Annotated in this window: 21 protein-coding genes and 1 tRNA gene; 10 read left to right on the forward strand and 12 right to left on the reverse strand. The window is 36.1% G+C overall.

Annotated elements, in window-relative coordinates; genetic code table 11:
* Together ACR2MV_RS03545 and ACR2MV_RS03550 are read right to left on the reverse strand one after the other, a co-directional pair.
* Window positions 1–358 (reverse strand): aminotransferase class IV (locus ACR2MV_RS03545; protein WP_434020521.1); only part of this gene is annotated, 358 nt, incomplete at its 3' end.
* Between the two features lie 77 nt (window positions 359–435).
* On the reverse strand, window positions 436–819 hold the full coding sequence (locus ACR2MV_RS03550) for an START-like domain-containing protein (RefSeq protein WP_434020522.1): 384 nt from the start codon (window positions 817–819) through the stop codon (window positions 436–438).
* A gap of 161 nt (window positions 820–980) precedes the next feature.
* On the opposite strand from ACR2MV_RS03550, the gene ACR2MV_RS03555 reads away from it, so the two are divergent.
* Window positions 981–1054: transfer RNA gene (locus ACR2MV_RS03555), tRNA-Met, on the forward strand.
* Between the two features lie 58 nt (window positions 1055–1112).
* On the opposite strand, the gene ACR2MV_RS03560 is transcribed toward ACR2MV_RS03555, so the two are convergent.
* The 3 genes from ACR2MV_RS03560 to ACR2MV_RS03570 are packed head-to-tail and all read right to left on the reverse strand — an operon-like array spanning window position 1113 to window position 3732.
* Window positions 1113–2120 carry a DUF4421 family protein gene (locus ACR2MV_RS03560; protein ID WP_434020523.1) on the reverse strand — a complete coding sequence of 336 codons (1008 nt, stop codon included), beginning with the start codon at window positions 2118–2120 and terminating at the stop codon, window positions 1113–1115.
* A gap of 20 nt (window positions 2121–2140) precedes the next feature.
* The gene (locus ACR2MV_RS03565) at window positions 2141–2575 is read right to left on the reverse strand and encodes a GNAT family N-acetyltransferase (protein WP_434020524.1); all 435 of its coding nucleotides are present in this window, start codon (window positions 2573–2575) and stop codon (window positions 2141–2143) included.
* A complete protein-coding gene (locus ACR2MV_RS03570) occupies window positions 2572–3732 on the reverse strand; it encodes a THUMP domain-containing class I SAM-dependent RNA methyltransferase (RefSeq protein ID WP_434020525.1) in 1161 nt (386 codons plus the stop codon). Before ACR2MV_RS03570 ends, ACR2MV_RS03565 begins: the two co-directional genes overlap by 4 nt.
* A gap of 107 nt (window positions 3733–3839) precedes the next feature.
* Between ACR2MV_RS03570 and ACR2MV_RS03575 the strand changes: the two genes are divergently transcribed.
* On the forward strand, window positions 3840–4568 hold the full coding sequence (locus ACR2MV_RS03575; protein ID WP_434020526.1) for an SAM-dependent methyltransferase: 729 nt from the start codon (window positions 3840–3842) through the stop codon (window positions 4566–4568).
* Entirely contained in the window at window positions 4565–5239 is a 675-nt protein-coding gene (locus ACR2MV_RS03580) for a ZIP family metal transporter (protein ID WP_434020527.1), read from the forward strand. Before ACR2MV_RS03575 ends, ACR2MV_RS03580 begins: the two co-directional genes overlap by 4 nt.
* A 4-nt stretch (window positions 5240–5243) precedes the next feature.
* Here ACR2MV_RS03580 and ppk2 read toward each other — a convergent pair whose 3' ends face one another.
* Together ppk2 and ACR2MV_RS03590 are read right to left on the reverse strand one after the other, a co-directional pair.
* Window positions 5244–6065: a polyphosphate kinase 2 gene (gene ppk2, locus ACR2MV_RS03585; protein ID WP_434020528.1), complete on the reverse strand. Its 822-nt coding sequence runs from the start codon at window positions 6063–6065 to the stop codon at window positions 5244–5246.
* Window positions 6066–6087: 22 nt separating this feature from the next.
* On the reverse strand, window positions 6088–8286 hold the full coding sequence (locus ACR2MV_RS03590) for a RecQ family ATP-dependent DNA helicase (protein WP_434020529.1): 2199 nt from the start codon (window positions 8284–8286) through the stop codon (window positions 6088–6090).
* A 149-nt stretch (window positions 8287–8435) separates the two neighbouring features.
* On the opposite strand from ACR2MV_RS03590, the gene ACR2MV_RS03595 reads away from it, so the two are divergent.
* The 4 genes from ACR2MV_RS03595 to lptB are packed head-to-tail and all read left to right on the forward strand — an operon-like array spanning window position 8436 to window position 11642.
* Complete coding sequence (locus ACR2MV_RS03595; RefSeq protein ID WP_434020530.1) at window positions 8436–9401, forward strand: KpsF/GutQ family sugar-phosphate isomerase; 966 nt, start codon at window positions 8436–8438, stop codon at window positions 9399–9401.
* 58 nt (window positions 9402–9459) lie between these two features.
* Window positions 9460–10287: a twin-arginine translocase subunit TatC gene (gene tatC, locus ACR2MV_RS03600; RefSeq protein ID WP_434020531.1), complete on the forward strand. Its 828-nt coding sequence runs from the start codon at window positions 9460–9462 to the stop codon at window positions 10285–10287.
* Between the two features lie 3 nt (window positions 10288–10290).
* Window positions 10291–10893, forward strand: coding sequence for a YdeI/OmpD-associated family protein (locus tag ACR2MV_RS03605; protein WP_434020532.1), 603 nt, complete (start codon window positions 10291–10293; stop codon window positions 10891–10893).
* Window positions 10894–10895: 2 nt separating this feature from the next.
* Window positions 10896–11642, forward strand: coding sequence for an LPS export ABC transporter ATP-binding protein (gene lptB / locus ACR2MV_RS03610; protein ID WP_434020533.1), 747 nt, complete (start codon window positions 10896–10898; stop codon window positions 11640–11642).
* Between the two features lie 88 nt (window positions 11643–11730).
* Here lptB and ACR2MV_RS03615 read toward each other — a convergent pair whose 3' ends face one another.
* From ACR2MV_RS03615 to ACR2MV_RS03625, 3 genes are all read right to left on the reverse strand, one after another.
* The gene (locus ACR2MV_RS03615; RefSeq protein WP_434020534.1) at window positions 11731–12036 is read right to left on the reverse strand and encodes a hypothetical protein; all 306 of its coding nucleotides are present in this window, start codon (window positions 12034–12036) and stop codon (window positions 11731–11733) included.
* 185 nt (window positions 12037–12221) lie between these two features.
* Window positions 12222–13160: a PorP/SprF family type IX secretion system membrane protein gene (locus ACR2MV_RS03620; RefSeq protein WP_434020535.1), complete on the reverse strand. Its 939-nt coding sequence runs from the start codon at window positions 13158–13160 to the stop codon at window positions 12222–12224.
* 5 nt (window positions 13161–13165) lie between these two features.
* Complete coding sequence (locus tag ACR2MV_RS03625) at window positions 13166–16357, reverse strand: T9SS type B sorting domain-containing protein (protein WP_434020536.1); 3192 nt, start codon at window positions 16355–16357, stop codon at window positions 13166–13168.
* 308 nt (window positions 16358–16665) lie between these two features.
* On the opposite strand from ACR2MV_RS03625, the gene ACR2MV_RS03630 reads away from it, so the two are divergent.
* Entirely contained in the window at window positions 16666–17202 is a 537-nt protein-coding gene (locus tag ACR2MV_RS03630) for a YSC84-related protein (protein ID WP_434020537.1), read from the forward strand.
* A 44-nt stretch (window positions 17203–17246) separates the two neighbouring features.
* Here the strand turns inward: ACR2MV_RS03630 and ACR2MV_RS03635 are convergent, their stop codons facing one another.
* A complete protein-coding gene (locus ACR2MV_RS03635) occupies window positions 17247–18008 on the reverse strand; it encodes a CDP-alcohol phosphatidyltransferase family protein (RefSeq protein ID WP_434020538.1) in 762 nt (253 codons plus the stop codon).
* Window positions 18009–18155: 147 nt separating this feature from the next.
* On the opposite strand from ACR2MV_RS03635, the gene ACR2MV_RS03640 reads away from it, so the two are divergent.
* Both ACR2MV_RS03640 and ACR2MV_RS03645 read left to right on the forward strand, forming a co-directional pair.
* Window positions 18156–20012, forward strand: coding sequence for a DNA topoisomerase IV subunit B (locus ACR2MV_RS03640; protein ID WP_434020539.1), 1857 nt, complete (start codon window positions 18156–18158; stop codon window positions 20010–20012).
* Between the two features lie 24 nt (window positions 20013–20036).
* On the forward strand, window positions 20037–22661 hold the full coding sequence (locus tag ACR2MV_RS03645; RefSeq protein WP_434020540.1) for a DNA gyrase/topoisomerase IV subunit A: 2625 nt from the start codon (window positions 20037–20039) through the stop codon (window positions 22659–22661).
* Here the strand turns inward: ACR2MV_RS03645 and ACR2MV_RS03650 are convergent.
* Window positions 22658–23236 (reverse strand): non-canonical purine NTP diphosphatase, encoded by a 579-nt coding sequence (locus ACR2MV_RS03650; protein ID WP_434020541.1) that lies wholly within the window; start codon window positions 23234–23236, stop codon window positions 22658–22660. The genes ACR2MV_RS03645 and ACR2MV_RS03650 overlap by 4 nt on opposite strands.
* Between the last annotated feature and the right edge of the window lie 64 nt (window positions 23237–23300).

The following is a 23300-nucleotide window of genomic DNA, read 5'->3' on the forward strand; positions in this document are numbered from 1 at the left end:
GGTCTCGAATCTCACCGACCTGAATCACGTATTCAATTTCATTGGTCTCAGGTGTATATAAACCACCACTTTTTCTGAAAACATCGACACGAATTCTTCCTGAATCATTTAGATCATTTGCCATTAAAGTCAACTTGATCTGTTTGATATAATACTCAAGCGTAAAATCCATAGGAATTTTCATTCTCAACATCCTCATAGAAGACATCAATCTAAAATAATGATCTTCAATAAAATTGATACTCCCATTTTCAAACTTGAGCGTATCAAAAATACCATCACCATATTTAAAGGCCCTGTTTTGCTGATCTAAACGTATTTCGTCCGATTTAATAATATTGCCATTCTGATTAACCATAAATCATCCTTGTTTTAAAAGGCAAAAATAAAAAAAGCCTTGATAAATCAAGGCTTTTCCAGTATCTATAATTATAATTATCCTCCAATAACATGTTTGAGTTCAGCGATCTGATTTTCCCAAAACATTTTTGATTCTTCAACCTCATCATCATCAGCAAAATCCACTACCAAAAGAGATACATCTTTGGTAAGGTCATCCACCTCAATTCGCAACTCGAAATAAGAATCATCATCATCATCTTCTTCCCATTTAAACCTGATATAAGTATCGTTCTTCTGAGCAATTCGTTCAGCAACTTCCTCAGCACCATCCCATATAAAGATATACTTCTTCCCTCTCGAATTCACATTATCTGCAAACCACTCTCCCATACTATCAGGTGTAGATATATACTGATATAAAAAACTAGGAGAAGCATGGATCGGAAATTCCAAGTCTATTCTTACTTTACTTGACATTCTTGATTTATTTAGATTCAAGCAATATATAGAATATCTATTTCTAAAAAAAATATTTTATTTAAATATTTTTAAGCTCTTTACTTGCCGTAAATGAATTTGTTTTTATATTTGCAAACTCAATTTTAGAAGGCCATTTATGGTATTTTAAAAAATTAAACGGCGAGGTAGCTCAGATGGTTAGAGCGTCGGATTCATAACCCGGAGGTCGGCAGTTCGATTCTGCTCCTCGCTACATAGAATTTTGAAAAAACCGAAACATTTGTTCTCGGTTTTTTTTATGCCACGCCCTATCAATTTGATTTTTTCTTTTTATTGATGTTCTCCAGATTGAATCCCACAATAAATTTAGATTTGGTAACACTCAGGAACAATTGATTTTGGAAATCTATATTACTCAGATACCAGTCAGTTCCGAAAGTAAAATGAACATAGAACTTCTTCCGGTTATAGCCAAGGGATCCAAAAAGATCTGTTTTAAAGATCCAGGGATTTGACACCACATAATTACCACCTTCAGATTTCAGATACTTATACTCCAGTCCAAGTCCTGACGCCACGAAAACAGTAGCAAAAAAATGACTGGGAAGATTAAAATAAGAGGAAACACCAGCCAATACACCTCCTCCAAAACTTGAGGTTTCATAAATTCGGGCCTGCTCATTAAAGAATTCACGGTCAGCCTCCGGGATGATCGATGCATCGGCTCTTAAATCCTTCACAATCATAAAACCTCCCACACCATAGGATAAAATCGTTTTTCTCTGATCAGATATCCCTGCTTTCATTCCACGAACCGTTATATTGTTATCACTTAAAATTCGTAAGTATTCCAAGCCCAAAGAAAAAACAGAAATATCATCTCTGAATTCTTGCTCATCAGTCTGCTTGCTGGTCACATTATAGCCGTGAACATTCTCTAGGGTAAAACCAAACATGTTCCTATTGATAATAATCGCTCCCTCTGCTGCAAATTTGTCGGTGACTTCTTCACTATCACCTTTAATATTGAATAAGACATCAATGACCATTTTTTGATTTGCCACACCAAAACCTACTCCAAATGGGTTATTTGGGCGATAAATTAGTTTACTGTCTTCATTGCTCAATCTGAATTGTTGCTGTTTGAAATTTGAAACCAATCGCACGGACCAATCTAATTTTTCGCTTAATATGAGGGAATCGATCAAGTTGGATATTTTGGGCAAGGTGTCAGATCTCATCTTATCAGCACCCATGGACTTGTGAACACCCACATAGAGCATCAATACCAGACAAAGATGTAGTTTCAATTTATTCAAACCGGAATATTGAAACTAATTTAAGTCAAATTTTTAAACATCAGGTAATGAGGACCAACTTGTTCTACCTCAAAGACCTCTCCTGCTGTTTTATATCCCAGTTTTTTATAAAAATTGACAGCAATAGTTCTGGCATTGCACCATACCATATCTACGCCACCATCTCTAAGTTTTTGTTCTGCAGTCTGCAGCAATTGCCTTCCGTAGCCTTTCCCCTGTGTTTTTTTTGTTGAGGCCATTCCACGTAGCTGGTATTGAATTCCATCAAATTCAGCTTTTGAAGCTTTCATAAAACTGCCAATGCAAACAAGTTGATCTGATTCAAACAGACCAAGGTGTAGGGTAGAATCTTCTTCATCACCCGCCATTTTATGCGACAATGTCATCCCTTCCCGTAAAACATCTTTTCTAATAGCATAGGTATCTACTGCCTCTATTTCTTTAACAAAGATCATGCTTGTTTCTTTGCCTTTCTACTTCCCGAATACATTTCATACTTCACAAAACGGCATTCAAGTTTACCGTTGTACACCTTAATTTTCCTAGATGTTCTCAAACCTACATTTTTCAAACCAGATTCAAAATCTGATGTAATCAGCCAGGCAGAAGTGTCTGGGTAATGTTGTTTTAATGTATCACCTATTTGTCGATAAAAAACAGGAACGTTTACTTGCAACCTTTCTCCATAAGGTGGATTGAAAACCACAATCGTATTGCCTTGAACGGGACTAAACTCTTCAAAGAAGTTCTTTCGTTCAATCTTAACAAACTCTTCTAGTGAAGCATTTTCAATATTGTTCTGTGCCTTTCTAACTGCCGATGGAGCCTTGTCAAAACCTACTATTTTTTTATCTGAACTTCTTATTTTCTTTAAAAGAGAATCATGAATGACATCAAACAATTCCTGATCAAAATCCTTCCATTTTTCAAAAGAAAACTCAGGACGATTTATATTGGCAGGAATGTTATTTGCTATCATTGCTGCCTCGATCAGAATCGTACCACTTCCGCACATGGGGTCGACAAAATTTTGAGTCCCGTCATACCCTGTCATAAGAACCAGGCCTGCTGCCAGGACTTCATTAATCGGAGCGATATTGGTATCACTTCGATACCCTCTTTTATGCAGTGAATCTCCGGAACTATCTAAAGAAACAGTGCAAGTATTGTTTTGAAGATGCACGTCAAATTGCACATCAGGATGTTTGGTATCAATACTAGGTCTTTTCTGAAATTTTTTACGGAAATAATCCACAATGGCATCCTTGCTTCTCAGCGAAACATAATGCGAATTGGAGAATATTTCAGAATGAACTGAAGAATGAATCGCTAAAGTGTCACTGGCGTCCAAATATTTCTCCCAAGAAATTCTAGACAGATTTTTATATAAATCATCTTCATTACTAATCATAAAGGTTTCTATGGGCACCAGTATTCTAATGGCCGTACGCAGGGCCAGGTTTGCCTTATACATAAAGCCCTTATCTCCTTTAAAACGGACATTTCGAACCCCTTCTTTCACATTTTGAGCCCCTAAATTTCTTAGTTCTCTGGCGAGAACATCTTCAAAGCCAAACAAGCATTTGGCCAGCATATCGTAATTTTCATTCATGCCACAAAAATACAGCAAAGATATCAGTCAGTAAACAATTCTTACAAAAACTAAAACTTTACTTCTCTCTTAGTAATATTTTCTATTTTTGTTTGATTTTTAAAATTATGCAAAAAGAAAAAGAATGGTTCGAGAATTGGTTTGATACAAGCTTCTATCATATTCTGTACGATTACAGAAATGATGATGAGGCAAAGTTGTTTATGTCCAATTTAATTGATTTTCTACATCTCTCCAAAGGAGATAGTATTCTGGACCTACCCTGTGGTAAAGGGAGGCACGCTCGTTTTTTACATTCACAGGGCTTTACTACTACCGGAGCGGATTTATCGGCCAATAGTATCGAGCATGCCAAGCAATTTCAAAAGGAAGGATTGTCATTCGAAATTCATGATATGCGGGACCCTTTGCAAGGGATCTATGATTCCATCTTTAACCTTTTTACCAGTTTTGGTTATTTTAATCAGGAAACAACCAATATTCAAGTACTTAAAAACTTTAAAGCGGCCCTGCGCACTGATGGCCACATCGTTATTGATTTTTTAAATTTAAACAAGGTGAAATCAAGCCTGATCCCTGAACAGGAAATCAGTAAAAAAGGTATTGATTTTCTAATTAGAAAAAGAGTAACTGAAAATTTTATCATCAAAGAAATCGAGCTTACCGATCAAAACGAAGTGCATCATTTTCAAGAAAAAGTACAAGCGCTGGATCTGGATAAAATGCAGAATTTTGCTAAAAGTGCAGGTCTTACGATTCAGCATGTATTTGGTGATTATGAATTAAATCCATTCAATGCTGAGAATTCAGATAGGTTAATCCTTATAATGCAATGATATATCTTGCCCTTGTTATTCCCGTAATTGCCGGTTTTTTATTGGTTCAGTTGACCAAACCTAATAAAAAACAACTTCAATTATTCTTGTCCTTTAGTGGAGCTTACTTATTATCCGTAACTGTTTTACATTTAATTCCTGAGGTTTTTAGCGGACAAAAGGAACATATAGGTGCCTTTATTTTAATTGGGATAGTACTTCAAACCGGCTTGGAGTATTTATCCAAAGGGGCGGAACACGGACATATTCATTCTCATGATTTTGAGCAGAATATCCCCTGGCTGTTATTAGGGAGTTTATGCCTTCATGCTTTTCTTGAAGGAATGCCTCTCGGAATTGAAGAAAATAACAACTTATTATTTGCTATTGTAATTCACAAACTACCCATCACCATCATACTGGCTGTATTCCTGAAGAATTCTTCCCTGTCAAAAGGGTTGGTTTTTTTATTTTTATTTCTATTTGCAATTATGAGCCCCCTGGGTAGTTGGGTTTCAGGAAATTTCTCAATGATCCATGCCTATGAAGATCAGATAAATGCCCTCATTATCGGTGTTTTCCTACATATTTCTACAGCGATATTGTTTGAAAGCTCAGAAAATCATAAATTCAATCTTCAGAAGTTCGCAGCGATATTAATCGGTTTTGCCGTGGCTTTTCTTAGCCTGTAGCGTTCTAGTATTTTTGCGGCACAATAGACTGGTTAGAAAAAGGAGTTCGAACATAGCCCTTATCATCTTTTCTTGGAGGTAAAACAATCTTTTCTCTTTCGATTTCTTCATAGTTTATGCTCCCCAATAAATGACTGATGCAATTTAATCGTGCTTTTTTCTTGTTATCCGCAGGCACTACATACCAGGGTGATTGTTTCGTGTCTGTATATTTGAACATTTCGTCTTTCGCCATGCTATATTCAACCCAGTGCTCTCGGGACTTCAGGTCCATAGGACTCAACTTCCATCCCTTCATAGGGTCATTAATTCTCGATTTAAACCTTCGCTCCTGTTCCAAATCTGAAACAGAGAACCAGTATTTTAGCAATATAATTCCTGAACGAATGAGCATTCTTTCAAATTCCGGACAAGAGCGCATAAATTCGTTGTATTCATCCTGCGTACAAAAATCCATGACATGTTCCACGCCTGCCCTGTTATACCAGCTTCTATCAAATAGAATCATCTCTCCTGCACTAGGTAAATGAGGTACATATCGTTGAAAATACCATTGACTTTTTTCTCGGCTGGATGGGGTACCTAAAGCTACAATTTTACAGACCCGTGGATTTAAACTTTGAGAAATCCTTTTGATGACGCCTCCTTTTCCGGCCGCATCCCTACCTTCAAAAATCACAACTACCTTTAATTCTTTCTTCTGGATCCAATTCTGAAGTTTAACAAGTTCTATTTGCAGTTTTTCCAGTTCTTTTTCATACACCTTTGTACTGAGATTCTTTTTTTTAGCTTTTAAAGAATCCTTGTTTGATGCGCCATCTTCCATAGCTTATTATTTATTTTTTTACTTAATTAGCAACTTCACTTATAAATTTAATCCGCATCAATCTCAGTTCCTCATCGTCATAATCACCATCAAATTCATCAAGAGCAAGCTGAATTCTGTCACTTTCTGCTTCCATAAAGTACTCTAGTATTTCTTCCTGCTGATCCTCATCCACCAAGTCATTAATGCAATAATCAATATTAATTTTTGTGCCTGAATACACTATTTGTTCCATAACTTTTACCAATTCTGCCATATCAAGACCTTTTGAATGAGCAATATCAGACAAAGGAATTTTTTTATCAGTATTCTGAATAATGTATAGTTTCAAACCAGAATTAACACCGGTACTTTTTACTATCAGGTCATCCGGTCTTACAATATCATTTTCCTTGACATAATTGGCAATTAAATCCACAAAGTCCTTACCAAATTTTTTAGCCTTTCCATCTCCAACGCCATGCACATTCCCAAGTTCTTTGATATCTGTGGGATATTTTAAGGTCATATCTTCCAGGGAAGGGTCCTGAAAAACCACAAAAGGAGGTACTCCTTGTTTTTTCGCCACTTTTTTCCTCAAATCTTTTAACAAGCCCATTAACTGTTCATCAACACTGCCTCCTGAGCTTTTTGCATTCGTGATAATACTTGCATCGTTCTCAGCACTGTAAACATGATCCTCTGTCATCATAAAAGAGTGCGGTGCTCCAATAAAATCTTCGCCTTTCTTAGTTAATTTCAACACACCGTACTGCTCGATCTCTTTTTTTAGGAACCCAGCTACTAACACCTGTCTGATCAAGGCCATCCAATGCTTATCTTCTTTTGCCTTTCCGACACCAAAAATAGCCTGTAAATGTGTTTTGTGAGAAATAAGCAAAGCATTCTCTTTACCTATCAGCGTATTTATTATTTCCTTAGATCTGTATTCTTCTTTGGTTTTCTTCACCACCTCTAATAAAGTAACCACTTCACTCATGGCTTCAGAAGTTTTCTTAGGATTTCTAACATTATCATCCATATCCGCACCTTCCCCATTCACTTCATCAAATTCTTCACCAAAATAATGAAGTAAAAATTTTCTTCGTGACATGGATGTTTCTGCATATGCAACAACCTCTTGAAGTAGTGCATTTCCAATTTCCTGTTCAGCCACTGGTTTGCCAGATAAAAACTTTTCCAGCTTTTCAATATCCTTGTATGAATAATAGGCCAGGCAGTATCCTTCACCTCCATCTCTTCCGGCACGTCCTGTTTCCTGGTAATAACTCTCCAAACTCTTCGGTATATCGTGATGAATTACAAATCTGACATCTGGTTTGTCAATTCCCATTCCAAAGGCAATGGTCGCCACAACCACGTCAATGTCTTCCATTAAAAACATGTCCTGATGTTTGGCTCGTGTCTTGGCATCAAGACCTGCATGATATGGCACTGCTTTAATACCATTTACTTGCAGGACCTGAGCAATTTCTTCTACCTTTTTTCGGCTCAGACAATATATAATACCTGATTTCCCTTTATAATTTCGTATGAAACGAATAATATCTTTTTCAACTTCCTGGGTTTTTGCCTTGATCTCATAAAATAAATTAGCCCGATTAAATGAGGCCTTAAAAGTCCTGGCATCACTGATCCCTAAATTCTTTAAAATATCATCCTGTACTTTCTGCGTGGCAGTGGCCGTTAAACCTATGATCGGAAACCTTCCAATTTTATAAATAATATTCTTCAGATTGCGATATTCAGGTCTGAAATCATGACCCCATTCCGAAATACAATGTGCCTCATCAATGGCAAAAAAAGTAATTTTTTGTTTTTTTAAAAATTCAATATTTTCTTCCTTTGTCAATGATTCCGGGGCAACATATAATAATTTCGTAATACCACTCTCAATATCACTTTTCACCCTGGCTACCTCACCCTTGTTCAAGGATGAATTCAACACATGGGCTATTCCATGTTGGGACGAAATGCCTCGTATGGCATCCACCTGATTTTTCATTAAAGCTATTAAGGGAGATACTACAATGGCCGTACCATCAAGAATCAGCGCAGGTAATTGATAAATTAAGGATTTCCCTCCACCTGTAGGCATCACAACAAAGGTGTTGTTTCCTTCTATTAAACTTTCAATCGCATCCTCCTGTAAACCTTTAAACTTACTGAAACCAAAATATTTCTTCAAATATTCGTGTAAGTTAATTTTTGTTACTTTCATCCTCGTGTTAATCTATTTTTGAATATTTTTGCAACTTTAGTGCCAAAATTAATGAGGGGGATATGGTCAATTGAATTTAACAATTGTTTAATTAAAATCAACCATAGTATAAATATAACATATTATTTTGATAAAATAAATACAAAGTATTGAATAAGAATAAAAACATAATTGAAACAGCAAAGGAGACAATTCTCATTGAAGCTGATGCCATAAAACAACTCGCCGAGCTGGTAAATGAAGACTTTGAAAAGGCTGTTATGACCATTCTCAATTCCGAAGGACGGGTGATAGTTACCGGAATTGGCAAAAGTGCTAATATCGCCTCAAAAATTGTTGCCACCATGAATTCTACGGGAACTCCAGCTGTTTTTATGCATGCGGCAGATGCCATTCATGGAGATTTAGGAAACATTCAGAAAGATGATGTTGTCATTTGTATTTCTAAAAGTGGCAACACACCTGAAATTAAAGTTTTGCTTCCTTTGATCAAAAACTATGGCAATAAAATCATCGCCATTACGGGAAATGAATCTTCATTTTTAGGAGAGCATGCAGATCACACCTTGAGTTCTTTTGTTGAAAAAGAAGCCTGTCCGAATAATCTGGCACCGACCACAAGCACCACAGCTCAATTAGTGATTGGCGATGCACTGGCTATTTGTCTTTTAAATCTAAAAGATTTTTCAAGCAGTGATTTTGCAAAATACCACCCAGGAGGAACGCTTGGAAGAAAATTGTATTTAAGAGTCAATGAACTGGCGGAAAAAAATGAAGTTCCTCAAGTTGAAGAGCACACCCCGATCAAAGATGTCATCAATGAAATATCCAAGAAAAGATTAGGAAGTACAGCCGTGGTAAGCGATGGCTACATTGTAGGGATCATCACCGATGGAGACATACGAAGAATGCTAGAGAATTCCGTAGACTTGAAAGAGTTAAAAGCGAAAGATATTATGAGTAGCAATCCGGTTACAGTTAGTTCGGATACGATGGCTGTAAACGCATTGGATATCATGCAGAAAAACAACATAACCCAGATTTTGGTTACAAAAGACAAGAAATATACGGGTGTTGTTCACTTTCATGATTTATTAAAAGAAGGAATCATCTAATGAAGATTGCGAAATGTACTATTTTAGAAACCTCGATTGCTATTCAAAAAAATAAATTATGAGTGAACAAACAGAAGAAATGTCTTTTTTAGGCCATCTTGAAGTATTGAGATGGACCCTTGTGAGATCTTCTTTATCTATTTTGGCGTTTGGTATGATTGCCTTTGTGATGAAAGACTTCATCTTTAACTCGATACTTTTAGCTCCCAAAGATCCGTCTTTTTTTACCTATAGATTTTTATGTTCAGTTTCAAAAATCTTTGGAACGGACGGACTGTGCATAGATGAAATTCCTTTTATTGTTCAAAGTAGAACAATGGCCGGTCAGTTTTCTGCTCACATCTGGACTTCAATTGCTTTTGGATTTGTGATGGCCTTTCCATACATCATATGGGAAGTATGGAAATTTATAAAACCTGCTTTATACGAGAATGAGAAAAAAAATGCCCGTAGTTTTATTATCATCACCTCATTTTTGTTCTTCCTTGGTATCCTGTTTGGGTATTATGTGATAACACCCTTATCCATCAATTTTTTGGGTAGCTACCGTGTAGCCGATGAAGTCAGAAACAATTTTGATTTAAGTTCATATACGGGTCTTTTAAAGGCCTCATGCCTTTCTGCAGGGTTTATTTTCGAACTTCCGATTATTATTTATTTCCTCACCAAAATGGGACTTGTCACACCTGAATTTTTAAAAACTTATAGAAAGTATGCTCTGGTACTGGTGCTCGTTCTGGCCGCTGTTATAACGCCTCCAGACATTATCAGTCAGGTAATTGTTGCTATCCCGATGATTATTTTATATGAGGTAAGTATTAAAATATCTAAATTTATAGTCAAGAAACAGGAAAAGGAAGCCGAAAAAGCCTTAGCAAAGAAATAATGAATGAGCGTCGATAATCAAATACTTTCATATATTGAGCAACACGACAAGTTCAAAGACATTCTTTTGGAATTGAGAAGAATTGTCACGAAACATAATTTCGAAGAAACGGTTAAATGGGGAATTCCTACGTATGTCTTTCAACATAAAAATCTGGTTGGAATTGGAGCTTTTAAAAACCATGTTGGTTTATGGTTTTTTCAGGGTGCTTTCCTAAAAGATTCGGCAACTATTTTGCACAATGCCCAGGAAGGGAAAACCAAGGGAATGAGACAGATCCATTTTAAAGAATTACATGAAATAAATGAGTCCGTCCTGGATGCCTATCTTGAAGAAACCATAGCGAATCAAAAAAAAGGGTTAGAGATAGCCATCAGTAAGCCTTCAAAAAAAGTATCTATCCCTGATGAATTGGAAGTCGAATTTAGCGCTGATGATACATTAAAAGAATGTTTTAAAAAATTGACACCCGGAAAACAACGGGAATACGCAGAATATATTTCAAGTGCCAAAAGAGATCAGACGAAGAAAGTGCGCTTAGAAAAAATAAGACCGATGATCATAGCTGGTCATGGGTTAAATGACAAATATAAATCCAATAGTTGATTATGATTTTAAGAGCCGACAATATCATGAAAATGTACGGGAATAGAAAAGTTGTTAAAAGCATTTCTCTTCAAGTAAAACAGGGTGAAATAATTGGACTTTTGGGGCCTAACGGAGCAGGAAAGACCACTTCTTTTTACATGATTGTAGGAATGATCAAACCCAATGAAGGTAAAATTTACCTGGATGATGAAGAAATCACGAATGATTCTATGTATAAACGTGCTCAAAAAGGAATCGGATACCTGGCTCAGGAAGCTTCTGTTTTTAGAAAATTATCTGTTGAAGATAATATCATGTCGGTGTTGCAGTTCACAAAACTCAGTAAGTCAGAACAGAAAAAGAAGTTAGAATTACTCATCGAAGAGTTTAGTTTGGGCCATGTACGAAAAAACAGGGGAGATCTATTGTCTGGTGGGGAAAGAAGAAGAACTGAAATTGCCAGGGCCCTTGCCTCAGACCCTAATTTTATACTATTGGATGAACCTTTTGCCGGGGTTGACCCAATTGCTGTGGAAGATATTCAAAGTATTGTAGCGCATTTAAAAGATAGAAATATCGGTATTCTCATTACGGATCACGATGTACATGCCACCTTGGCCATTACAGACAAAACCTATTTAATGTTTGAAGGAGGGATTTTAAGAGAAGGTACGCCTAAAGAACTGGCAGATGATGAATTGGTTAGAAAGGTATATTTGGGCGAAAGCTTTGAATTAAAAGAACATAAGAAGAAACTTAATTTGTAAAAAAAACCCTACCACCTGCTGGTGATAGGGCATACATACAAACAAATCTGAAAAATTTATTAAAAATTTTTCCAGATGACTTTAAGCTTTAATGTTCACCTGTTTCTATTCCTATGATTTTACCGCTCTCATTGATCAATAGATAATGAGACCATGTTCCTTTTTCTACTTTGAATTTATAGACATTGATATCCTTTTTTCTCACATAAGTCACTTCATTGGATATCTTATAATTTGAATAATCTTTTAATGATTCTTTTACCTTTAAAGGTGTCTTTTCTTTTGTTGTCTTGTGAACTTCTTTTGCTGCTGTTTTACCCTCCTGAGCGAAACTACCCTGCACACTAATCAGCGTGAAGACAAAAAACATCATAATAATTCTAATGGCTTTCATGGTTCGTGGTTTCTTTAAATGTTATACAAATATTTTACTGGGGAGTTGATCTTTTACCTTCTAATTGGAAATTATCCAAACGTCGAAAAACTTAAAATAACAAACAACATTAAAAACAAGACTATTTTGATCTTTTTCATAGCTCCTAAATTTATATTCTCTTAAACAATTTTCTTTTTCTAGCATTACCATCTGGGACTTCCTCTTCGAGATTCAAAATCATATCCAAGTGTCAACATGTGCGTCCCTCCATGATTTAACTCATTTGCTTCATTAATATTGTATTGAAATGCATATCCAACGTAAAAATCTTTCTTTTTCAAGCCCAAAAGAGGCACAACTGCCAGAGGTTCAAAGCTTTGGTCGTTTAAAAATCGTGTACTCAATCCTGCCCAATAATAGCCATCATCAGTGTTTTTCTTGGCTTTTACATTCACATCAGAGATGGATCTGGCATCACTTTCAAAATATTTGAAAAACAAGGATGGTTCTATCTCCCAATCGCTCTGATTCAACTCAAAAACGTATCCGGTATAAATATAATAGTTACGAATTTTTTGAGGTTCAGATTCATCAAATGCCTTGACACTTTTGTTGAGAATATTGGCTGCATTAAAACTAAAATAAAAACCTTCGATTTTATACAAAACAGCTGCATCAAAATTTGAATTATGCGATGAAATATCTGCGCCAATATTGGGATCATCATTTGGATTATCAAAATCAGACACATCAATTTTAAACTGTGTAAACTTATAGGAAAGCCCAAACGAAATATATTGCAAATTCGCCGAATTGATTGTTAGGTGATGTGCAAACGATAGTTGCCCACCGATTTGTGATGTATTACCATTTTTATCTAAAAATAAAACACCACCAATTCCTGATTTCTCTAAGATATGTGCGTCATAAGACAATGTCTGGGTGCTGGGTGCATTACTTAATCCAACCCATTGAAAAGCACTGGTAAGCCTTAAACGATTCATTTCACTATCACCTGCATACGCCGGTGAAATCAAAAATGGATTTTCTACCAAATATTGGGTGTAAGGTGTCAGTTTAAATTCCTGAGCATATGACCAACCCGAAACGAACAATATGATTATAATGATTGCTTTTTTCATAACTACTATCTAACTAAACTGAAATTCCCTTTAAATTCTCTGTTGTCTGATGCTTCGTTTAAACGAACGATATACCAGTAGTCACCACTTGGAAGCGGCTTGCTCTTATAACTTCCATCCCAACTTCTTTTATTGCCTTCATAACTCGCAATCAATCTTTGGTACCTGTCAAATATCTTTACAGTTATCTGTGGATATATCTCAATATTGATCGGATACCAGGTATCATTGATACCATCACCTTGAGGTGTGAAAAAATCAGGAATTTCAATATCCAGGAATTCTAAAAAGACTGTCTTTTCAAGCACACAACCTCTTTCATCTCTTACATAAAAGGTGTAATCTCTTGTCTCACGGGTGCTGTTGAGATCCAATATATTATTAGTTCCAAAATCATTATCGCTATCCAAACTGAATTCATACGCAGGTCTTCCGCCACTGGCAACTACCGTGTATTCATTTAAGTTTGTCATCACCACATTAAAAGTGATTGGAACATATTCTTCAATGGTTACTTCAATTGGAGCATCCGTACATCCAAACTCTTTATGAGAAACTGATACAGTATGTTTTCCTTTCGAAACGTTTTCAAATATTCCTGACTCTTGCGTTAAACTTCCATCCAATGTATAGGTAACATCATCCTGATAAATTGGATCAACAGAAGCAATTATCATGTTGCTGGCTCCCTGACAAGAAAAATCAGTATCAGCTGTAAGCTCTAAATAAACTAATTGTTCTACCTCTACGGATTTTTGCGATACACAGCTGTGGAAGGCATTTTCTTTTTTAATATATATGTCATACGTTCCTTTGGCCAGACCACTGAAATTAGGCGCAGCCTTGAAGTTAGTTCCGTCCATACTATAGCTCACATCATATCCTTGATCATTCGTCAAATCTATATTTACTCTTCCGTCCTTTTCTCCTACACAAATGACATCTTCCTTGTTGACACTGTATTCAATTTCAGCATCAAAACCTACGGCTACAGTTGATACTGAAGTACATCCGTTCGCATCTCTGACAGTGACATCGTAATTTCTTTCTGTAGCTACAGAAAAGAAATTTTCGACCTGATACGTAGTTCCATTATCAATGCTATACTCATAAGGAGGTGTTCCACCTGCTGCATTGGTCTCAAGACTACCATTCATGACCTCACCATTACAAACCGTAATGTTATAGAGTTTATTTGAACTTGAAGTAAGTAATGTTGGTTCACTGATAGAAAAAGAAGAAACATCAAAACAACCATCAGCATTCGTTGATCTCACTTCGTAGTTCCCGATATCGAGATTGCTAAACACATGATTGTCGTTTGTTTTTACAATGGAGTTAATAACACTGCCATTTCTCAATAATTCAAAAGTGTATGAAGTAGATGCCTCATTGATCTTAATATCTACACTACCATTGCTGTCTTTACAAAGCGCATCCGCCGGTGTTACTGTTACATCCAAGCCCAGTACATTTACAATTCTAATCGTTTCAGTACAACCTGTTCTTCTCTGAGTGGCCGTATAAACACCTGCTCCGGTTACAGTCACCTCTTTAGCATTTCCAATAACATTTCCATCTTCATCAGTCCAGATATAGGTATCATAGCCATCATCTCCAGAAAATGTCAATGTATTATTACAAAAGAATAATTCACTATCGAAGGAACAAGAACTTGTATCTACAAACAGATCCATCGATCCGACACTTCCGAGGCCACATCCGTTGATGCCGTTCAACCCTGGCTGATCTGACACATTCTGTCCGGATGTTTCTCCATCGTAAAATGAACTAATATTGTTTTCTAACAAATTTGTACAGGCATCAGAATAGTCAAAACATTCATTTGAAGCCGTCACCTGATAACGAATACTATGTGAAGCTGAAAGAGATTCTCTCTCCACCAATGAATCGTCTATATCAAATCGTAGTTCTCTTGAAGCTTGATTAAAGGTATAACTCACACCTGCCGGCAAGACCATAGAATCTTCATCCAGAGTTACATTGATTGGTAAACTATTCAGAATATACGTATTCTGTGCATTATCAGTACCGATGTTTTGAAATGCAATGTTATACCAAACCGTTGATCCCAGTGGAACTGGAGATTGATGCGTAATAAGGTTATTTGATGTATCTTCAACACTCGTAATTACCTGTAAATTTGGTTCTATAATGTTGATAGCAAAGGTATTCAGGAAGGTATATATATGGTCTCCTCCAACGTTATTCGTGACTCTAACAGTCGCTCCTGTTTCACCATTCCCAATAAGTGTATTGCCTGGATTTAAATCTGTTAAATTCAATAATTTTTGATCCCATCCTAAGGTGTTGGTACTGTTCAGATTTCTATCTGTAACCTGAGCCCCGTCTCTGGTAATTTTACTATTAAAGAAATTATCTACATTGTTTTCGGCATCATACAAGGCTGTAAAATTCGCATTTCCGTCTGCCTTAAATAACATTTGATCTCCAAACCAACCCAGATCTCCTTCCAAGGCGGCAACTCCAACACGACCTTCAACAGCACCAGAAGGTGGTGTCGTAAAGCCTGAATATGCAAAATCTACTTGATTATTAGGATCATTTCTTACGGCTGAGAAGCCATCAAACGTTGAAATATATTTTCTGGATTCAGTGGGATCTTCATATACAATTACCAAAGACCAACCTGCAGAGGAGTTAGCACCTTCTGTTGTACTAACATTAGCTACAAAATACTCTCCTGATGGATTGTTCATACCACTAAGCAAAGAAGTTACATCTTTGTAATAGATTCTGTCAATGTTGACATCTGCAGTAAGATCCTGGTATGATCCTCCAGGAATCTTAAATTTAACTTCTTCAGGTAAAGGAGTTGCAGGTGAAGCAATGGCTCCCCAATACAAACCCGCATAAACTACTCGATTACATCTATTGGTAGTAAACGTAGCACTGCTCGAATTGAAGGTGGATGCATCATTGTCAATATCTATAAACACCATGTCTATATAATTGTTCTGTGTATCTCCGTTGTATGGCGTATCTGAAGTTTCTCCTAATATTGAATTACCAATAATGGTTAGATCTCCATTGATACCTTGGGTTTCATACCTTTTGGCAAATGGAACTGTAGTTTGTGATTGCCCTATAAAGGACGTCAGGAAGAGAACAAAAAATAAAAGCCTAAGCGTTTTGGTTTGATATTCTGTTTTCATAGCATTTATTTAATTAAACGATAACGTTGCAAATAAAATGACTAAACAGGGAGAAGATTTATATCATTATAACAAACAGAATAACGGATAAAAGTCCAATGAATTGTATACGACTGTAGATTTTTTAACATATTCTTTAGACACAGATTGGAATTTTCATTCTCTATGAATTAGTATTCACCTAAAAATCTCAGATGAAATTGTTTAAATTATCAGGAAAGTATAGTGCTAGAAAAAAATACCTTAAATACACCATAACCTTACGCTTAAAATCTTAAATTTGTTACATTAATCAATAACAATATTTTATGAAAAAAATTCAGGCATTATTGCTTACTTTTTTAATTACAGCTGCCCTAGGAGTTCAGGCTCAGGTTGGTGGCTGGAAGGCTGATCTAATAAAAGATGCAGATACTGCATTGGTAGAAATGATCGAAAAACAACCAAAGCTTCAATCTTTTAAAGACAAGTCTTATGGTTATGCAGTGTTTCCCAGAGTTACCAAAGGAGCGATAGGAATCGGCGGGGCTGGAGGAAAAGGAATCGTATATAAAGGGCATGTTCCAACAGGTCAATCTTCTTTGAGTCAGGCAACAATTGGATTTCAATTAGGTGGACAACAGTATAAGGAGGTTATCTTTTTTGAAAATAAAGAGGCCTATGACAGGTTTACCAATAAAAAAGTGAAATTTGATGGTCAGGCATCAGCAGTTGCTATTACAGCGGGTGCATCTGTGGACGTGGCATGGAAAGATGGCATGGCTATTTTCACACAGACTCGAGGTGGTTTAATGTATGAAGCTTCCATCGGAGGGCAGCATTTTTCATTTAAACCAAAAGAATAAGTAAATAGTTATAAACTATTTTATACAAAGAGGTTAACAATTAGTTAATCTCTTTTTTTATGCATGCTATTATCAACAATGGAAAGCAATACATATAAGATGATGACCAAAGGAATTGCCACTGTTCTTAACCCTATTAACAAAAATAAGGTGAGTATTAAAAATATATATTTTATTTGATTGCCTTCCCATTTATAGTTTTTGAATTTTAGCGAAAAAAGTGGAATTTCAGCATTCATCAAATAACTACCCAATAAGGTAATTGCAAGAAGTACATAGATGTTTTGAAGTAGTTCAATGACCAACATATTGTCCGCATAAAACAAGATCAATGGAAGTGACATGATAAAAATAGAAAATGCAGGTGTCGGCAGTCCGATAAAAGATGTAGACTGTCTGGTGTCAATATTAAAATTAGCCAATCTGTAGGCAGCAGCTAATGTGATTATAAAGGCTGAAAAAGGAATAAAATAAAAATACGTATCCTGATATTCCTGCCAGTTTCCGGTCTCACAGCTTAATTCCATAAACCACATGCCTTTACTGGCATAAAGCATCAATTGAAACATGATGATCCCAGGTACCACACCTGATGTTACCATATCTGCCAGAGAATCCAATTGTTTACCCAGCTCCCCTTCTACTTTTAACTTCCTGGCAAAAAAACCATCAAAAAAATCAAAAAATATGCCAAGAAAAACAAAGAATGCCGCCAATAAAAGCTCATCCGTTGCCGCCATGATCACTGCAATCATACCCGAAAACAGGTTTAATAAAGTAAATAAATTAGGGATGTGCTTTTTCATCAGTAAGTATGGATTAATCTCAGTAAAAATAGCAAATAAAATGTCAAAGAAACTTTTAATTACTGTGTTAATAAAAATTTCGCCTAGTATTTTATTTTTAGGCCTTAATTACTACATTAGCGATGCTAGTTAATCCAAAGAATCTTAATGTCAGGCCAAACTTCATATACAGAAGATAATATTCGTTCACTAGATTGGAAGGAGCATATTCGTATGCGTCCCGGAATGTATATTGGAAAATTAGGAGACGGATCCGCTCCTGATGACGGGATCTATATCCTTATTAAAGAAGTACTTGATAATTCAATTGATGAATACGTCATGGGCTCGGGTAAAACTATTGAGATTTCTGTGAAAAACAACCAGGTATCTGTGAGAGATTACGGACGTGGAATACCCCTGGGAAAAGTGGTGGATGTTGTTTCCAAAATGAATACCGGTGGAAAGTACGATTCCAAGGCTTTTAAGAAATCCGTAGGTCTGAATGGTGTAGGTACCAAAGCGGTAAATGCACTTTCCTCTTACTTTAAAGTACTTTCAGTAAGAGATAACTTAAGTAAGGTAGCAGAATTCGAAAAAGGGAATCTCCTCAATGACTTACCTCAGGAAGCTTCAACATTGCGAAAAGGAACCAAAGTATCCTTTGTTCCAGATCTCGACATTTTTCCTCACTATAAGTTCAGAAATGAATACATCATAAAAATGATTAAAAACTATGTATATCTCAATACAGGGTTAACAATTGTTTTTAATGGAGAAAAATACAGATCAGAACACGGGTTAAAAGATCTGTTAAACGAAAATATAGCTGAAGATTCTAAATTATTTCCCATTATCCATTTGATGGAAGATGATATTGAAATAGCCTTAACCTATAGCAAATCTCAATATAGTGAAGAATACCACTCATTTGTAAATGGTCAGCATACAACCCAGGGAGGAACACATCAGAACGCTTTTAGAGAATCGATCGTTAAAACAATACGAGATTTTTTTGGAAAGAATTTTGACGCGTCTGATATTCGAAAATCTGTTGTTTGTGCTATAAGCATAAAAGTGATGGAACCCGTCTTTGAGAGTCAGACCAAAACCAAACTCGGATCGACAGAAATGGGAGGAGGCTTGCCGACTGTGAGAACTTTTATCCATGATTTTGTAAAAAGAAGGCTCGATAATTACTTACACAGAAATCCTGAAACAGCTGAGAATATTCAAAAGAAAATTATTCAGGCTGAAAAGGAACGAAAAGAATTATCAGGAATAAGAAAAATTGCCCGGGAAAGAGCCAAAAAAGCCAGTCTTCACAATAAAAAATTACGTGATTGCAGAATTCATTTAAACGACATGAAAAAGAATGATCGTTTAGAAAGCAGTTTATTTATTACGGAGGGAGATTCTGCGAGTGGTTCAATCACCAAATCCAGAGATGTAAATACTCAGGCTGTTTTTAGCTTAAAAGGAAAACCGCTGAACTCCTTCGGGCTCAGTAAGAAAATTGTGTATGAAAACGAAGAGTTTAATTTATTACAAGCGGCACTCAATATAGAAGATGGCATCGAAAATCTCAGGTATAATAATATTGTGATCGCTACAGATGCTGACGTAGACGGGATGCATATTCGCCTCCTTTTAATCACCTTTTTTCTACAGTTCTTTCCGGAAGTAATCAAAGAAGGTCATTTATATATTTTGGAGACGCCCTTATTCCGAGTAAGAGATAAGAAAGATACTCACTATTGTTATTCTGAAAATGAGAAAAAGGAAGCGATCAAAAAGTTAAGAGGAAAACCGGAAGTAACCAGGTTTAAAGGTCTTGGAGAAATTTCACCAAATGAATTCGTCCATTTTATTGGAAAGGATATTCGCCTGGACCCGGTAATGCTCAATAAAGACACTTCCATTGAGCAGCTACTGCAATTTTATATGGGTAAAAACACTCCTGAAAGACAGAAATTCATCATTAACAACCTCAAAGTTGAGTTGGACCTTATAGAAGAGTCCTAAAGATTTAAAGCAACTTAATTATCTATGTCTGAATACGAAGAAATAGAAGAGAATAACAATCAAAATGAAGAAACCATCACCAAAATTGGTGGGATGTATGAAGAATGGTTTCTGGATTATGCTTCCTATGTGATTTTGGAAAGGGCTGTACCTGGTATCAATGACGGGTTTAAACCCGTTCAGAGAAGGATCATGCAATCGATGAAAGATCTGGATGATGGTCGTTATAACAAAGTGGCGAATCTTGTTGGACATACCATGCAATACCACCCTCATGGAGATGCAAGTATTGCAGATGCTTTGGTGCAATTGGGTCAAAAAGAACTGTTGATTGATATGCAGGGGAACTGGGGAAATATTTTCACCGGTGATCGTGCTGCGGCATCGAGGTACATTGAAGCAAGACTCTCAAAATTTGCCTTAGCCGTTGTTTTTAATCCCAAAACAACCAAATGGCAGGCATCTTATGATGGACGACGCAAGGAACCTATTGATTTACCTGTTAAATTTCCAATGCTACTGGCTCAAGGCGCTGAAGGTATTGCAGTTGGTTTATCTACTAAAATATTACCTCATAATTGTAACGAACTGATACAGGCCTCTATTAAAATTTTAAAAGGGCAGAGTTTTTCCATATTTCCTGATTTTCTTACTGGAGGAATTGCAGATGTAAGTAATTATAATGATGGAAAAAGAGGTGGCAAAGTGCGGGTGCGTGCTAAAATTTCACAGAAAGACAAATCGTCACTCGTTATTACTGAAATACCTTATTCAACCACCACGTCATCTTTAATCGAGTCCATTTTAAAAGCCAATGACAAGGGTAAGATCAAAATCAAAAGAATTGAAGATAATACGGCCCGAGAAGTAGAGATCTTAATTCACTTGCCAGCGGGTGTTAGTCCGGATAAAACAATTGATGCCTTATATGCTTTTACAAATTGTGAAGTTTCCATTTCCCCCTTATGCTGCATCATTGAAGAAAATAAACCGGTTTTTATCGGAGTCAGAGATGCCCTAAAATACTCAACGAATCATACGGTAGAACTGCTCACCAAAGAATTGGAAATTCAATTGGCAGAATTAGAAGAACAATGGCATTTTTCTTCTTTGGAGAGAATATTTATTGAAAATCGTATCTACAGAGATATTGAAGAAGAAGAAACTTGGGAAGGAGTTATACAGGCGATAGATAAAGGCTTAAAACCTCATATAAAACATCTTAAACGAGCAGTTACCGAAGAGGATATTGTCAGACTAACGGAAATTCGGATTAAAAAAATATCCAAATTTGATATTGACAAAGCAAAACAGTTTATCGAAGGGCTGGAAGAGAAAATTGCAGCTGTTAAAAACCATCTTGCAAACATTGTTGACTATGCCATCGCCTACTTCAAAGACTTAAAGGATAAGTTCGGCAAAGGAAAGGAGCGCAAAACAGATATAAGAATTTTTGAAGATATCGTAGCAACTAAGGTGGTGATGCGAAATTCTAAATTATACATGAATCGGGCTGAAGGTTTCATAGGAACTACTCTCAGAAAGGATGAATTTGTCGCAGACTGTGCAGATATTGACAATGTAATCGTGTTTCGGAATGATGGGAAAATGCTTATAACAAAGGTAGAAAGCAAAACTTTTGTGGGTAAAAATATCATACATGCTGCAGTCTTTAAAAAGAATGACAAAAGAACGATTTATAATATGATCTATAAGGATGGAAAAACGGGTGTTTCATACATGAAACGTTTTTCTGTCACTTCAATTACCAGAGATAAAGAATACGATCTCACTACAGGTGCGAAAGGTTCCAAGGTGTTGTATTTTACCGCGAATCCTAATGGTGAAGCAGAAGTTGTAACGGTTAACCTGAGAGCGGTAGGTCTTATTAAAAAACTAAAATGGGACATTGATCTGGCTGATTTAAGCATTAAGGGACGAGGCAGTAAGGGCAATATGGTTTCCAAATATCCGATTAGAAAAATAGAATTCAAGGAAAAAGGTGTCTCTACTTTAAAACCGCGTAAAATATGGTTCGACGAAACAGTTCAAAGACTTAATGTAGATGACAGAGGTGATTTAATTGGAGAGTTTACAGCTGATGACAGGCTGCTTATCATCAATCAAAAGGGAGAGTTAAAAACCATTATTCCAAATCTTAATACCCATTTTGAAAACGATATGATCGTGCTGGAAAAATGGAAGCCGAACAAACCTATATCTGTCGTTTATTTTGATGGTGAAAGAGAACGGTATTACGTGAAGCGATTTATGATCGAACATCCGGATAGAGAAGAGAAATTTATCACTGAACATCCTTCCTCCAAACTTATGATTGTTGCCTTGGATTTCAGACCAATGGCTGAGATTGTTTACTCAAAAAGAAGTCTCGAAAACGAAACCTTAAATTTTGAAGAATTTATTGCAGTAAAAGGGATTAAAGCACTAGGTAATCAGCTTACTACAGAAAAGATAAAAGACATAAATCTAATGGACCCTTTGCCCTACGAAGAACCAGTTTTAGAAGAAGTGGAACTCGTAGAAGAACAGATAATAGAGGTACCTGAGAAACCGAAAAAAGAGGATTTACCCAATAATTCTGATGAAAAAAATGAGGATGATGACCAGGCTCAGATCACTTTATTTTAATCAAGGGTCTTTAAAAATTTTATCAGCTTCTGAACAGCCAGTCCGCGATGAGATATGCGGCCTTTTGTCTGTAAGTCCATTTCAGCAAATGTTTGGTCATAGCCTTTTGGTTTAAAAATCGGATCGTAACCAAAACCCTTTTCTCCTTTTCTTTTGGTGAGGATTTCTCCTTCACAGACACCTTCAAAAAAGTATTGCTTTCCATCAATAAATAAGGATATGACAGTTCTAAATCTTGCTTGTCGATTTTCGACCCCTGTCAGCTCATGCAGCATTTTATTCACATTATCTTCAAAGCTGGCATTTTCACCAGCATATCGTGCCGAATAAACTCCTGGTTTGCCATCCAAAGCATCTACTTCCAATCCAGTATCATCTGCAAAACAATCATAGTCATAATTCATTTTTATATGATCTGATTTTATTTTGGCATTGCCTTCAAGTGAATCTTCAGTTTCTTCAATTTCATCAAAACATCCGATATCCATCAAGGTGAACACTTTTATAGTTGCCGGAAGTAAATCGACAATTTCCTGAACCTTATGTTTGTTATTGGTTGCAAAAACAATTTTCATTGGCATAATTTATTTCAAAAGTAGTAATAATCAAGAGTTTCTAATTATTTTTAATTAAATTTAT

It is taken from the genome of Lutimonas sp., assembly GCF_051011215.1.
In the GTDB taxonomy this organism is placed as follows: domain Bacteria; phylum Bacteroidota; class Bacteroidia; order Flavobacteriales; family Flavobacteriaceae; genus Lutimonas.